Annotated in this window: 9 protein-coding genes and 1 pseudogene; 5 read left to right on the top strand and 5 right to left on the bottom strand. The window is 71.6% G+C overall.

What is annotated here, in order from left to right:
- Positions 1-117: 117 nt before the first annotated feature.
- Positions 118-1,362, bottom strand: a complete 1,245-nt coding sequence (locus tag RB628_RS24395) for an FAD-binding protein (RefSeq protein ID WP_318322655.1) — start codon at positions 1,360-1,362, stop codon at positions 118-120.
- Between the two features lie 149 nt (positions 1,363-1,511).
- Between RB628_RS24395 and RB628_RS24390 the strand changes: the two genes are divergently transcribed.
- Together RB628_RS24390 and RB628_RS24385 are read left to right on the top strand one after the other, a co-directional pair.
- The gene (locus tag RB628_RS24390) at positions 1,512-2,834 is read left to right on the top strand and encodes a radical SAM protein (protein WP_318322654.1); all 1,323 of its coding nucleotides are present in this window, start codon (positions 1,512-1,514) and stop codon (positions 2,832-2,834) included.
- Between the two features lie 292 nt (positions 2,835-3,126).
- Positions 3,127-4,614: a cellulose binding domain-containing protein gene (locus RB628_RS24385; RefSeq protein ID WP_318322653.1), complete on the top strand. Its 1,488-nt coding sequence runs from the start codon at positions 3,127-3,129 to the stop codon at positions 4,612-4,614.
- 342 nt (positions 4,615-4,956) lie between these two features.
- Here RB628_RS24385 and gndA read toward each other — a convergent pair whose 3' ends face one another.
- Complete coding sequence (gene gndA / locus RB628_RS24380) at positions 4,957-6,399, bottom strand: NADP-dependent phosphogluconate dehydrogenase (RefSeq protein ID WP_318322652.1); 1,443 nt, start codon at positions 6,397-6,399, stop codon at positions 4,957-4,959.
- 328 nt (positions 6,400-6,727) lie between these two features.
- Here gndA and rsgA point away from each other — a divergent pair, with 328 nt between their 5' ends.
- Both rsgA and RB628_RS24370 read left to right on the top strand, forming a co-directional pair.
- Positions 6,728-7,858, top strand: a complete 1,131-nt coding sequence (rsgA, locus tag RB628_RS24375; protein ID WP_318322651.1) for a ribosome small subunit-dependent GTPase A — start codon at positions 6,728-6,730, stop codon at positions 7,856-7,858.
- Positions 7,859-8,139: 281 nt separating this feature from the next.
- Positions 8,140-8,640, top strand: a complete 501-nt coding sequence (locus RB628_RS24370; RefSeq protein ID WP_318322650.1) for a methylated-DNA--[protein]-cysteine S-methyltransferase — start codon at positions 8,140-8,142, stop codon at positions 8,638-8,640.
- 24 nt (positions 8,641-8,664) lie between these two features.
- Here the strand turns inward: RB628_RS24370 and RB628_RS24365 are convergent, their stop codons facing one another.
- On the bottom strand, positions 8,665-9,036 hold the full coding sequence (locus RB628_RS24365) for a PPOX class F420-dependent oxidoreductase (RefSeq protein ID WP_318322649.1): 372 nt from the start codon (positions 9,034-9,036) through the stop codon (positions 8,665-8,667).
- Positions 9,037-9,165: 129 nt separating this feature from the next.
- Here RB628_RS24365 and RB628_RS24360 point away from each other — a divergent pair, with 129 nt between their 5' ends.
- Positions 9,166-10,443 (top strand): SGNH/GDSL hydrolase family protein, encoded by a 1,278-nt coding sequence (locus RB628_RS24360; protein WP_318322648.1) that lies wholly within the window; start codon positions 9,166-9,168, stop codon positions 10,441-10,443.
- A gap of 398 nt (positions 10,444-10,841) precedes the next feature.
- Here the strand turns inward: RB628_RS24360 and RB628_RS24355 are convergent, their stop codons facing one another.
- Together RB628_RS24355 and RB628_RS24350 are read right to left on the bottom strand one after the other, a co-directional pair.
- Positions 10,842-11,324: a DUF456 domain-containing protein gene (locus tag RB628_RS24355; protein ID WP_318322647.1), complete on the bottom strand. Its 483-nt coding sequence runs from the start codon at positions 11,322-11,324 to the stop codon at positions 10,842-10,844.
- Positions 11,325-11,382: 58 nt separating this feature from the next.
- Positions 11,383-11,931, bottom strand: a pseudogene (locus tag RB628_RS24350) (helix-turn-helix transcriptional regulator); the annotation flags it as partial.
- Positions 11,932-13,261: the final 1,330 nt, after the last annotated feature.

Raw genomic sequence — 13,261 nt, 5'->3', positions numbered from 1 at the left:
GCGCGACGGCACCGGCGCGGCGCAAGGCTATGGGCAGCGGGGGAGGTTCGACAAGGGGTTAGGAAAGGGGCTGAAGAAAGTCTCTTCGCACTTGACACCGCATCCGGCACGACGAGGTCAGTCGCCGAGCACCTCCCGTACGAACGCGTTCGTGAACTTCGCCGACGGGTCCAGGTACGTGACCAGTGCCTCGAAGTCCGGCAGCCGCGGATACCGCCCGCGCACCACCTCCGCCGGCACGGTGAAGACCTTGCCCCAGTGCGGACGCGGCCCGAACGGGTTAAGCACCGACTCGACCCGCCGCACCACGGGCAGCACCGCGTCCGTGTCCGCCACCCAGGTGAAGTGGAACGCCACGCTGTCCCGCCCGTGCGCCGGGCTCAGCCACTGGGTGTCGGCGGCGATCGTGCGGACCTCGCACACCTGGAGGACGGGTGCGACGACATCCCGGATCGCGTCGAGCGACCGCAGGGCGTCGAGGGCGTACGGGCGGGGCAGCAGGTACTCCGACTGGAGCTCCTCGCCGCTGCTCGGCGTGAACTCCGCCCGGAAGTGCGGGAGCCGCTCGTGCCAGGGCCCCGGCCGGCCGAACTGCTCGGTGCAGTTCACGGCCGGCATCCCCGGCACCGGGTGCATCGCCTCGGTGGCGGGCGCGGCCCACGGAAAGTCCGGCAGCGGCTGGTCGGTACGCCGCTTCAGCCACACCTGACGGAAGCCCGGCCCGCGCCAGTCGGTGAACAGACTCACGCTGTACGCGGCGCCCGCCACGGCCTCGAAGTCCAGCCCTTCCAGGGGCAGTTCCGTGAACACGTACTGCTCGACCCCGAAGTCCGCCTCCAGGTCCAGAGTGAGGGCCGTGACGACGCCCAGGGCGCCGAGCGCGGTGACGGCGCCCTCGAACCGGTCCTCGCCCCGGGTGATCGTGACCGTCGAGCCGTCCGCCGTGACCAGCTCGACCTCACGCACCGCCGCGGCCAGCGAACCGTTCCCCACCCCCGAGCCGTGCGTACCGGTGGCCACCGACCCCGCGACCGAGATGTGCGGCAACGACGCCATGTTGTGCAGCGCGAGTCCGCGCCCGTGGACGACCCGGGCCAGCTCCGCGTACCGGACCCCGCCCCCGACCCGGACCGTACGCGCCGCCGTGTCGACGTCGATCTCCTGCCCCAGCGCGGTCAGGGAGAGCAGGACACCGCCGTCGCCCGGCTCGGCGATCTCGTTGAACGAGTGCCCGCTGCCCAGCACCCGCACCCGCGCGCTGTCCGCCACGAGTGCCCGCAGAGCGTCCAGGGAGTGCGGTCGGTGCAGCTCCGTGGGCGTGTAGGTGATGTTGCCCGCCCAGTTGGTCAGCGCCTCGGCCATCGGGTCCGTCCCTCCGCTCAGATGCGTCGACCTTCTCACGCAGCGGTGTGTGACATGCCCGAGGGGCCCCGCGGCCACGGACGCACAGGCGGGGGCATACCGTGAGGAGTCGAACGCCGGAGTACCGCCGGAGCTGGAGGAGACACGGGATGGGCAGCCGCACCGCGCTGGTCGAGGATCTGATGGAGCGCTTTCCGCACGTACCGCGGGAAGCCGTCTTCAAAGAGGACCTGCTCAGGGGTGGTGTGGCCTTCGATCCGTCCGCGCTCAGCGACAACGAGAGCGGCGACGTCAAGCCGAAGTCGTACTTCATCTTCTCCTTCGACCACGGCACCCTCCCCGAGCTGGGCGAGGCCGCGCTGCGCCGCCCGCCGGAGGAGATCATCCTCACCGGCGGCCCGTACGACCTGCGCCGGACCGTCGTCTCGGTGCGCGTGAACCCCGCCTCGCCCTACCGGGTGGCCGCCGACGAGGAGGGCGTCCTCGGGCTCTACCTGGACGGGAAGCGGATCTCGGACGTCGGTGTGCCGCCGATGCCGGAGTACTACCGGCACACCCTCTCAAGCGGGAAGTCCGTCATGGAGGTCGCGCCGACCATCCAGTGGGGCTATCTGATCTACCTGACCGTCTTCCGGGTCTGCCAGTACTTCGGCGCCAAGGAGGAGTGCCAGTACTGCGACATCAACCACAACTGGCGCCAGCACAAGGCGGCGGGGCGTCCCTACACGGGCGTGAAGGACGTCGACGAGGTCCTGGAAGCCCTGGAGATCATCGACCGCTACGACACGGCCAGGGCCTCGACCGCCTACACCCTCACCGGCGGCGCCATCACCTCCAAGCTCCAGGGCCGTGACGAGGCCGACTTCTACGGCATGTACGCCAAGGCCATCGAGGAGCACTTCCCGGGCCGCTGGATCGGCAAGGTCGTCGCCCAGGCGCTGCCGAAGGACGACGTGCAGCGCTTCAAGGACTACGGCGTGCAGATCTACCACCCCAACTACGAGGTGTGGGACCGCCGGCTCTTCGAGCTGTACTGCCCCGGCAAGGAACGCTACGTAGGCCGCGACGAGTGGCACAAGCGCATCCTCGACTCGGCGGAGGTCTTCGGCGCGCGCAACGTCATCCCCAACTTCGTGGCCGGTGTGGAGATGGCCGAGCCGTCCGGGTTCACGACGGTCGACGAGGCGATCGCCTCCACCACCGAGGGCCTGCGCTTCTTCATGTCGCACGGCATCACGCCCCGCTTCACCACCTGGTGCCCCGAGCCCACCACCCCGCTCGGCAAGGCCAACCCCCAGGGCGCGCCGCTGGAGTACCACATCCGTCTGCTGGAGGCCTACCGCGCCACGATGGACGACTTCGGCCTCGACTCGCCCCCCGGCTACGGCGAGCCCGGCCCCGGCCGCGCGGTCTTCTCCGTCAGCTCCTTCATGGACAGCCTGCCGGCCCGGGAAACCGCGTCGAAGACATGAGTCCGAAGCGTGACCTGATGGCGTGAACGGAACACCGCCGTGCTCCGTATGGGGGGACGGTGGTCGCACTGCCGGGGAATGAATCCGGTCGTTCCTCCCACCTCGCGACCACCGTACGGCGAGCCCACGTTGACATGTGGCGACATGTGAATACGTCGCTTGTCAGTTGTGCGGGAAACGTGAAAAGCTCGGGTTCCGTTTCGCGGAACCGTTCCCAACTCCCCCGTTTCTGGGGTCAGTTGACGTTGATGACGTTGGCGTGTGCAAGCCGTTGATGCTGGAGTCCCCCCATATGCCAGATCTGCCGACCCCTCAGGACGCCGCCGAGGCAGCGCTGTTCTCCGAGTGCTGGGACGCGGTCCTCTCCTACGCCGACCTGTGCACGTCCGGCGCGTCCGCCGGCACCGAACTGGCCGCCGAGGCGTTCACCCACGGTATCCACGCGGCCCGGGCCGCCGACTTCGGGGCCCTCAACACAGGCCGCCGCATACCCCGCCTGCCCTGGATTCCCCTGCTGCTGGCTGCAGTTCGCAGCACCGCCGCGTCCTGGGAGGAGACCGGGCACGGCAACCATCTCGACCCCGACCTGCGGCTGTGGCTCAACTCCGACAAGGCGGCACGGTACGTGGGACCGCCGCTGCGCCGCCCGCTCGCACTGCGCGCCCTGCGTGACATGCAGGAAGCGGACGCCGCTCTGCTCTGGCTGGCCGAGGTGGAGGCGCTGCCGCTGCCCCTGGTGGCGCGCCGGCTCGGCCTCGACCCGGAGACCGCCGCCGTGGAACTCGCCCAGGTACGCGGCCTGTTCAGGGACCGGTGCCAGCGCAACCTCCTCGACACCCCGATGGAGTACGACTGCCGCAGCTTCGCCCGGCTGCTCGACGCGGTCACCCGCTCGGAGGGCGCCGAGATACCCGAGGACCTCTCCCGGCACCTCGCGACCTGCGTGGAGTGCGCCGAGGCCGCCGCGTGCCTGCGGCTGTACGGCGGGAGCAGCGGACTGTCCGCAGCGCTCGCCGGCGGTGTCATCGGCTGGGGCGGGCTCGCCTACCTGGAACGGCGCCGCCGCGCCGCCGAGGCGGGTCTGCTCGGCGGGCGCTGGGAAGCGGGCATGAACACCGGACTCACCATCGGTGAGTCCCGTCCGCGCATCGGCCGTACGGCGATCCTGGTCGCGGCGGTCATCGTCTCCGCACTGGCGCTCTCGGTCTCGCTGATGCCCTTCGACGGCTCCGGCAACGACGCCTCCTCGAAGGGCGGCGCGACCGACGGGCGGCCGGTGGTGGACCCTTCGACCGTCCTGCCGTCCGGCCTGACCGTCCCGGCGGGCTCCACACCGTCGGCGTCCCCCGAGCCGTCGGACCCGGACGTGTCCCCGACGCCCTCCGGCAAGCCCGATCCGGAACCCCAGGGCACGTCCTCGTCCACCGCGCGCGGCGAGACGCCCGAGCCGAGCCCCGACCAGGGCGAACCGGCCTGCGAGGTCGAGTACGACCTCGTCAACGAGTGGCCCGACGGCTTCCAGGCCACCATCAGCGTCACCTCCGCGAAGGCCATCGACGGCTGGCGCATCGCCTGGACCTTCCGCAACGGCCAGCAGGTCGGCCAGATGTGGGACGCGAGCTTCTCCCAGGACGGCGCCCGCGTCACGGCCACCGCCGCCGACTACAACAGGACGGTCCCGGCCGACGGCACGGTCTCCTTCGGCTTCCTCGCCGACTGGCAGGGCAGCAACGCGGACCCGGTCGACTTCACGCTGAACGGAAGCAGCTGTACGAGCTGAGGCGGGGCGGGTACGGCACGTGCTCTGTCTGATGCGGGCCACCCCCGCGCCTCCCTGCACGCCGAGCGCGGACGACTCCGCACGTCGGCTTCCCGACCCGTGGCACACCGCTGTTTCCGCCCGGGACGGTGATCTCGGACGCGGCGTACGAGGCACACGCAGCGGGGCCGCACCCGGGGAAGCCCTCCTGGCGGCGGCTCAGGGCCTCCGGCCGGCCTCTGACGGCGCAGGACGTGCTCGAAGCCCCTCCGGCCACTCTCGCCTCTTCAGCACCTGGCCGGCCACGCCGGGCGATACCGCCGGGGGCGTGGCCGTACGAGGTGCGGATCGGGCGGGCGGAGGTCAGATCACCTCGCTCTCGCTCCGGTCGGGCCGCTCCCAGAGCGTGTGGAAGCGGCCCTCGCGGTCGGTGCGCCGGTAGGTGTGGGCGCCGAAGTAGTCGCGCTGGCCCTGGGTGAGCGCGGCCGGGAGGCGCTCGGTGCGGAGCGTGTCGTAGTACGACAGGGCGGCGGAGAAGGCCGGGACGGGCACTCCGTGCCGTGCGGCTGTGGCGACGACCTCGCGCCAGGGGACCTGGGCGTCGGCGATCTCGGCCACGAAGCCCTCCTCGGTGAGCAGGGTGACCCGGCAGGGATCGGCGGCGTAGGCGGCGCGGACCCGGTCGAGGAAGGCGGCGCGGACGATGCAGCCGCCGCGCCAGATCCTCGCGATCGCGCCCAGGTCGATGTCCCAGCCGTACTCGGCCGAGGCGTCCAGGATCATCTTCCAGCCCTGGTCGTAGGCGATGAGCTTCGACGCGTACAGGGCGTGCTCGACCAGACACGCGAAGCGCTCGGCCTCGTACGCCGTGAGGTCCCAGCTGGTGCCGCCGGGCAGCTCGCGGTACGCGGCACGCAGGGCGCTCTGGCCCGAGGCGGCGCGGGCGAAGGTGGCCTGGGCGATCGCGGTGACCGGGGAACCGAGGTCCAGGGCGGTCCGTACGGTCCAGCGGCCGGTGCCCTTCTGCCCGGCGGCGTCGGCCACCACGTCCACGAAGGGTCTGCCGGTGGCGGCGTCGGTGTGGGCGAGCACCTCGGCGGTGATCTCCATCAGGTACGAGTCGAGGCGCCCCTTGTTCCACTGGCGGAAGACCTCGGCGATCCGCGCCGGTTCGTACCCGCCGACCTGGCGCAGCAGATGGTAGGCCTCGCCGATCAGCTGCATGTCGGCGTACTCGATGCCGTTGTGCACCATCTTCACGAAGTGCCCGGCGCCGTCCGTGCCCACATGAGTGACACAGGGCTCGCCGTCGACCTTGGCACTGATCGTCTCGAACATCGGCCCGAGCGCGTTGTACGACGCCACGGAGCCGCCGGGCATGATGCTCGGCCCGTTCAGCGCGCCCTCCTCACCGCCCGAGACACCCACACCGACGAAGTGGATACCGAGCCCGCGCAGCGCCTGCTCCCGACGGCGGGTGTCGGCGAAGTGGGCGTTGCCACCGTCGATGATCATGTCGCCGGGTTCCAGGAGGGCGGCGAACTCGTCGATCACCGCATCGGTGGCCGCCCCGGCCTGCACCATGATCATGACCCGCCGGGGGCGCTCCAGGGCCGCCACGAACTGCTGGGCCGTCTCGGCCGGCACGAAGTCACCCTCGTGCCCGAACTCCTCGACCAGCGCCTTGGTCCTGGCGGGGGTCCGGTTGTGGAGGGCCACGGTGTAACCGTGCCGGGCGAAGTTCCGGGCCAGATTCCGGCCCATCACCGCCAGGCCGGTGACGCCGATCTGCGCGGTCGCCTTCATAAGGTGCTCCTTCGCTCGGTGCGGTCCCAACCGCCACACTGATCAGTTACGGCTGGTGGGGCCCCAGTTGTTCAGCTGGATATCGGGTGGCGTCCCGAACGAGTGGGCGTCTAGAGTGAAAGTGCTTTCCGCGACAGGCCTTCGCAGGCCGTCCGCGGTCGTTGCCGGTCGAGTGAAGACGAGGAGGTGTGACCCGATGACTGTCTTTGCGGTGGGCGCTGCCCGCATCCAGAAGTTCGTCAAGTCCACCTCTGTGGCCACCGGCTGACCTTCCACTTCCTTCGCGCCCGACCGGGCGTGCCGGGGCCACCCTTGTGAAGGGTCTCCCTTGACTTCCCTCTCGGCTTCATCCGCTTCATCCGCTCCATCGGGTTCATCTGCTTCTGCCCGCGCGCTCGCCGCCTACGGTTGGGACGACGCGTGGGCCGCCGCCTTCGCCCCCTACGCGGCCGAAGGGCTGCTCGTCGGGCGGGTGATCCGCGTCGACCGCGGCCAGTGCGACGTCGCCACCGCCGACGGTGTGCTGCGCGCCGGCACCGCGTTCGTCACCCCTCACGACCCGATGCGGGTCATCTGCACCGGCGACTGGGCCGTCGTCGAGCCCGCCGGTGATCCCCGTTACGTCCGTACGTATCTGCCGCGCCGCAGCGCGTTCGTACGGTCCACCTCGTCCAAGCGCTCCGAGGGCCAGATCCTCGCGGCCAACGTCGACCATGCCATCGTCGCCGTGTCGCTGGCCGTGGAACTCGACCTCGGCCGCGTCGAGCGGTTCCTGGCGCTGGCCTGGGAATCGGGTGCGCAGCCCGTCGTGGTGCTCACCAAGGCCGACCTCGTACCGGACGCGACGACACTGTCGTATCTCGTCCAGGACGTGGAGACCACCGCCCCCGGGGTGCCGGTGCTCACCGTCAGCTCCACCAGCGGGGACGGCATCGACGTCCTCGCGGCCGTTGTGGCCGACGGTACGGCCGTGCTGCTCGGGCAGTCCGGTGCCGGCAAGTCGACGCTCGCCAACGCGCTGCTCGGCGTGGACGTCATGGATGTCCGGGCCACGCGGGACGCCGACGGCAAGGGCCGGCACACCACGACCACCCGCAACCTGCTCGCCCTGCCCGGCGGGGGCGTCCTCATCGACACTCCGGGGCTGCGCGGCGTCGGCCTCTGGGACGCCGGTACCGGCGTCGGCCAGGTCTTCGCCGAGATCGAGGAACTGGCCGCGGGGTGCCGTTTCCAGGACTGCGCCCATGCGGCGGAGCCGGGGTGCGCGGTGCTGGAGGCGGTCGACTCGGGGGCGCTGGGGCAGCGACGGCTCGACAGCTACCGGAAGCTGCTGCGGGAGAACCAGTACATCGTGGCCAAGACCGATGCGCGGTTGCGCGCGGAGATTCGGAAGGACTGGAAGAAGAAGGGGGCGGAGGGGAAGGCGGCGATGGAGGCGAAGCGGGGGCGCCAGCGGTAAGAGTGCCGGGGGTGTGCGGGGGGTGTGCGGGGGTTTCGCCCCCGCACACCCCTACCCGTCCCATCCTGTACCTGGGGGCTGCGCCCCCAGACCCCCTACGGCCCTTGACGGGCCTTGTCCTCAGACTCCCCCGGCGAGGGACCCCCAGACGGGGCTGAGGATGCCGGCCCGCGCTGGAGGGGGCCTGCCTGGGCTGCGGAAGCGGCGGGGGCGGGTGTGTGGGAAACGTCGTGTCCGATATCCGCCAGCGGCACCTCCCCGCGTAACGGAAACTGGACACCGTGACCGCCTACTGGACATTCCTCGACAGCCCCCTCGGGCGACTCCTCCTCACCGCGGACGACTCGGGCGCGCTGACCGCCCTCTCCGTGTCCGGGCAGAAGAGAGGCCTGACCGCCGAGAGTGTCGTGGACGGCAGACGGCACGATCCCGGGCCCTTCCGGGCGGCCGAAGCACAACTCGCTGCCTACTTCGCCGGGGAACTCACCGAGTTCCGGCTGGAGTTGAGGAGCGCCGGGACCGACTTCCGGCAGCGGGTCTGGAACGCCCTCGACTCGGTGCCGTACGGGGAGACCACCACGTACGGGCAGATCGCCGCGCGGATCGGGGCTCCAAGGGCCGCCGTACGGGCCGTCGGGGGTGCGATCGGCGCCAATCCGCTGCTCGTCCTGCGGCCCTGTCACCGGGTGATCGGCGCTGACGGCTCCCTCACGGGATACGCGGGCGGCCTCGACCGCAAGCGCCACCTGCTCGGCCTTGAGGGCATCCCCCTCGCCCCGTGACCCGGACAGTTGCGGTCCCGGTCCTCAGTCCTCCTCCAGGCCCCAGCTGTGGATACGCCTCGGATGGATGCGGATCACCTCCTCGCTGAAGTGCGGGCCCAACTCGTGGGGGCCCGTGAGGAGTTCGGCCTCGCCGCGAATGTCGACGCCCCGCACCCTCCAGGGACTCACGCTCACCACGTCGTCGACGACCAGCGCCACCCTCGGGTTCTTCTCCAGGTTGCGCCACTTCTTGGTGCGGCCCATCGAACGGCCGCCGATCAGGACCGTCCCGTCGTCCTGCGGGAAGAAGCCGACGGGGTTCGCCTGTGGCTGCCCGTTGGGGTCGACGGTGGCCAGCCGTCCCAGCCGCTGGGTCCGTAGGTAGGCGCGCTCGGCCGCGCTGAGTCCGGTCATGCCGGAAGCCAAACACGGTGTCCCCGGCAGGCGCAGCGGAAACGCGGGTGTACGTACGAACGTACGTGCGTGCCGCCATGGGTGTGGCATCGAGCCGGCGCGACCGTTCGTCCGGGGAACGATGCGCACATGACCCGCGCGATCATGGTTCGGCACATCCTCGCGGCCCTGATGACCGCCCTGGCGCTCGTCCCGCCCGCTGCGACAGCCGACGAGGGGCCCACGCCCCTCCTGCCGCCGACCCAGGCCCCGACCCCTGCTCCCGTCGCGGAAACCACCGTTCCCCGGCTCTGGACGGGGACCTGGGAGGCCGCCGCCTCCGGAACCGTCCCGGCCAGGCCCGACGCCTCCTACCGCAACGTCCTGCACCTCAGCGTCGGCGGCAGCGCGCTGCGCGTCCGCCTCACCAACCGGCTCGGCACCCAGCCCCTCCGCCTCGGCGCCGTCACCGTCGCCCTCCAGGAACCCGGCGAGCCGAGGAGCCCGGACGCCGAAGCCGGGTCGATGCGTACGGCCACCTTCGCGGGCGCCCCCACGGTGACGATCCCGGCGGGCCAGGACCGTTTCACCGACGCCGTCCAGCTCGTCGTGCCGGCCGGCGCCAACCTGCTCGTCACGGTGCACACGCCAGGCGACTCCGGGCCGGCGACCTACCACCGTACGGCCAAGCAGACCAACTTCCTTGCCATCAGCGGTGACTGGGCCGGCATGGAGGACGGCGACGCCTACACCAGGACCCTCAGCTCCTGGTACTACGTCACCGGCGTCGACGTCCTCGACGCACCCGCCGCCGGCAGTGTGGTCGCGCTCGGCGACTCCCTCACCGACGGCGGTGGCAGCACCTCCGACACCAACCGCCGCTGGCCCGACCGCCTCGCCGACCGGCTCGCCGCACTGCCCCCGAACCGCCGCCTCGGTGTCCTCAACGCGGGTATCTCCGGCAACCGTGTCCTCCTCGACGGCGTCGGTCCGCGCGCCCTGACCCGATTCGACGCCGACGTCCTCTCCCGGACCGGCGTACGCGCCCTGATCGTGTTCGAGGGCATCAACGACATCAACGGCACCCCCGAACAGAGCGACCCGCGCGCCTTCGAGACGGCGTACAGGACCCTTGTCGACCGCGCCCACGCCCGCGGCATCCGCGTCATCGGCGCCACCATCACCCCGTACGGCGGCCATCCCCAGTGGACCGAGGCCCGCGAGTCCGTACGCCGGACCGTGAACACCTTCATCCGTGGCAGTGGCCTCTTCGACGCGGTCGTCGACTTCGACGCCGCCGTCCGTGACCCGGCGTTCCCGCACCGCATGCGCACCGCCTACGACCCCGGCGACCACCTTCACTTCAACGACGCCGGCATGCGCGCCATGGCCGACTCGATCAACCTGGCCGACCTCAGGGGCCTGTGAGCGGCAGGCCCCGGCGCGGGGCCTCCGCGTTCGGCCGGACCGGTTCGACCGACAGGTCCGGCCGGTCGCCCCGGGCCGTGACGACCGCCGACTCGCCCTTGCGCAGGGTGAGTCGGATCGTCCGTTCGCCGAGGGTTCTGTACCGCAGGGTGCGGTCTCGGCCGTCCCGTTACGTCGACCCGCCCGCGATGCCGCGCCGTACGACGCAGGGCGCGCCCGCCTCAGGACGGTCTTGCTGGGCTCGTCGGCATCGGCGTGGATGCCGGAGCCGAGGAAACCGTTGGGCGTGCTGCCTCCCGGCGGCTCGGATCACCGTTGATTCACCGGAGCCGTCTCGCTATGAAACGTGAGAGAGAGGGGGGTGCTGATGGTCGTCAGTGGAAGGTGATAGATCCGTGTCAGCCCCAGGCTGTGGCGCCCAGCCAGGCGCCCGTGATCAGCAGACAGGTGAAGAGTTCGATGAGGACGCTGGTGCCGCCCGCCCGCATCACCGTCCGTACCGCCGCCACCGCCTCGCGGTGCCGACCGAGCCGCAGCCGCTCGTAGAGGTAGACACCGCCCACGAAGCCGGGGATCGCGCCGAACACGGGCAGCAGGAAGAAGCCGAGAAGGGCGCCGGTCCCGGCGTACACCGCCATCCGGGGTGTGGCGCCACTCTCGCGCAGCCGGCGCGGAGGCAGCCGCCAGCGCACCACCTGGGACAGGAACAGGACGACGGTCGCGCCCACCAGAACCCACCAGGAGACCGCCCGCGGATCCTCCAGTGCCCACCACAGCACCGCGGCCCACACGAGCCACGACCCCGGCACCCCGGGCACCAGAACTCCACACAGACCGAACAGCATCACCAGGCCGGTCAGCAGGAGATCCCACGCTCCCATCTGCCCAGCCTGACCGAGGACGAAGGAAACCGCAGGTCTGGGGAGACGGACGGCGGGATCAGGCCCGTCGGTCCCTGGCGATCCAGCCCCGTTCGTACGCGTGCCACCCCAGCTGCAGCCGGGTCGTCACCTCCGTCAGCTCCGTCAGCCGCTTCACCCGGCGCTGTACGGTCCGCAGCCCCAGGCCCAGCTGCTTGGCGACGCTCGCGTCGGTCAGCCCGGCCAGCAGGAGGGACAGGATCTCCAGGCCGGCGGCGTCGGGCTGGTCCGGCGTACCCTCCGTGAACCCGGCGTCCGCGGTGCCCTTGGCCGCGCCGAGGCGCAGCGGGAGCGCGTCCCGCCACACCGACTCGAACAGGCCCGACAGCAGTTCGAGCAGCCCGCTGGCGTGGACGACGAGCGCGGTGGGCTCCGCCGTACGGGAGGCGAGGGGAACGAGGGCGAGGGAGCGGTCGGCGATCACCAGCTCGGTCGGTACCTGGTCGACGACCCGTACCTGCTCGCCCCGGTTCAGTGCGGCGGTCAGTTCGGTGACACCCGCGGGCAGATCCAGCACGGACCGTTCGACGACCACGCGGTAGTCGACCCCGCGGTCGGCGGCCTGTTCAAGGAGGACCGGTCACACTCGGGTCGGAGCGGACCGGCGTGCACGGCATTCGACGTACGACGCGCGCTGTACGACTCTCGCGGGCCTGGAACTCGTGGGGCCTGCGAGGGTTCGTGGGTCAGGTCACCCCGGCGTCGCCGGGCGGTTCTCCCGTGGGGGGTGGGGCCGCCCGGCGACTTGTTTCGTACGGTTGTTCGTTGTGTCATCCGACACGCCGTCGAACACGCCGTTCGCGGCGCAACGCCTCGCCGGATTTTCCGGATGCCCCGTTTTCATCCGGCCCGCACGGTGGACAATCGGGGTCATGAGCCAGCAGGGGGAGAGGTCCACCGGTCACGAGGACGACTGGTGGGGGCAGTTGTACGACGACTCCACCGAGGACACCGGGCCCACGGCCGCGGGCGACTCCCTGGACGACCGGTTCGCCTCGGCGTCGGGCACGGTCGCCGCTCGGACGGCCGGCGCGGATCCGGGGCGGGACGGGAGCGTTCCGGAGGGGACTTCGGGGGACGGGGCGTACGGGGGGTACGAGAGCGACGTGGTGTTCGGGCGCGAGCCGTTGCTGGAGGAGTGGGACGACTTGGGGGCGGGGGCTCCGCCACCACTGCCGGCGCGGCCCGAACCGCCTCCGGCACCCGTACCGCCTCCGGCTTCGCTTCCGCCTCTTCCGCCTCAGGATTCTCCCGCGCGTGCCGGGCGCGTGCCGGGCGCAGACCGGACGCCGGAACCGCCGCGGAGCGCCCCCGGCTCCGGGGTTCCGCCGCAGCGCGGCGGGGTCCCCTACGGGATGTGGAACGCACCGCGAAGCAGCCCACCCGGGCGGCCCCGCGCCCCCTGGGAGCCGCCGCCCGCCATGCCCACGGGCCCCGCGACCTTCCCGACGGGCCCCAAACCCCTGGGCTTCCGGGACCGTACGGCCTCGCCGTCGGCAGACGGCACCCGTATCCCGATCCCGACGGAGACACCCACGACACCGTCTCCTGGGCGGGGACCGACGCCCGGGGCATCCCCGGACGCACCAGGCAGGCCGGGTGGGGAAGCCGCCGTGGACCGCCCTGCGCCCGGCGCAGGGTTCGCGGACGCGGGCGAGGGCGGCGACACCGGGCCGACCAGCACGGTCGCCCCGACGGCCGGCGCCGAAGTCACGGATGCCATGTGGGACGCTCCACCGCGTCCCCCCGGACCACCCGCCGCACCTGGCCCCGTATCCGCATCCGCCCGTGAAGGCTCCCCGGCACCGCACTCAGGGGATGCTTCCGGCGGAGAGAGTGAACAGGGGTGGGGTTCGCCGGGCGGACCGGTCTCCGGGGCAGCGCCTGTGGATGCTTCG

Origin of the sequence: Streptomyces sp. ADMS, assembly GCF_033441795.1 — a bacterium.
Lineage (GTDB): Bacteria > Actinomycetota > Actinomycetes > Streptomycetales > Streptomycetaceae > Streptomyces.
This window is presented reverse-complemented; position numbering and strand designations above follow the sequence as displayed.

Bases quoted from the DNA above. Each gene is read 5' to 3' on its own strand.
- RB628_RS24365 (WP_318322649.1), bottom strand. From the start codon at position 9,036: ATGACCGGACTCAGCGCGGCCGAGCGCGCCTACCTACGGACCCAGCGG.
- RB628_RS24360 (WP_318322648.1), top strand. From the start codon at position 9,166: ATGACCCGCGCGATCATGGTTCGGCACATCCTCGCGGCCCTGATGACC.
- RB628_RS24355 (WP_318322647.1), bottom strand. From the start codon at position 11,324: ATGGGAGCGTGGGATCTCCTGCTGACCGGCCTGGTGATGCTGTTCGGT.
- gndA (WP_318322652.1), bottom strand. From the start codon at position 6,399: ATGAAGGCGACCGCGCAGATCGGCGTCACCGGCCTGGCGGTGATGGGC.
- RB628_RS24395 (WP_318322655.1), bottom strand. From the start codon at position 1,362: ATGGCCGAGGCGCTGACCAACTGGGCGGGCAACATCACCTACACGCCC.
- RB628_RS24385 (WP_318322653.1), top strand. From the start codon at position 3,127: ATGCCAGATCTGCCGACCCCTCAGGACGCCGCCGAGGCAGCGCTGTTC.
- RB628_RS24390 (WP_318322654.1), top strand. From the start codon at position 1,512: ATGGGCAGCCGCACCGCGCTGGTCGAGGATCTGATGGAGCGCTTTCCG.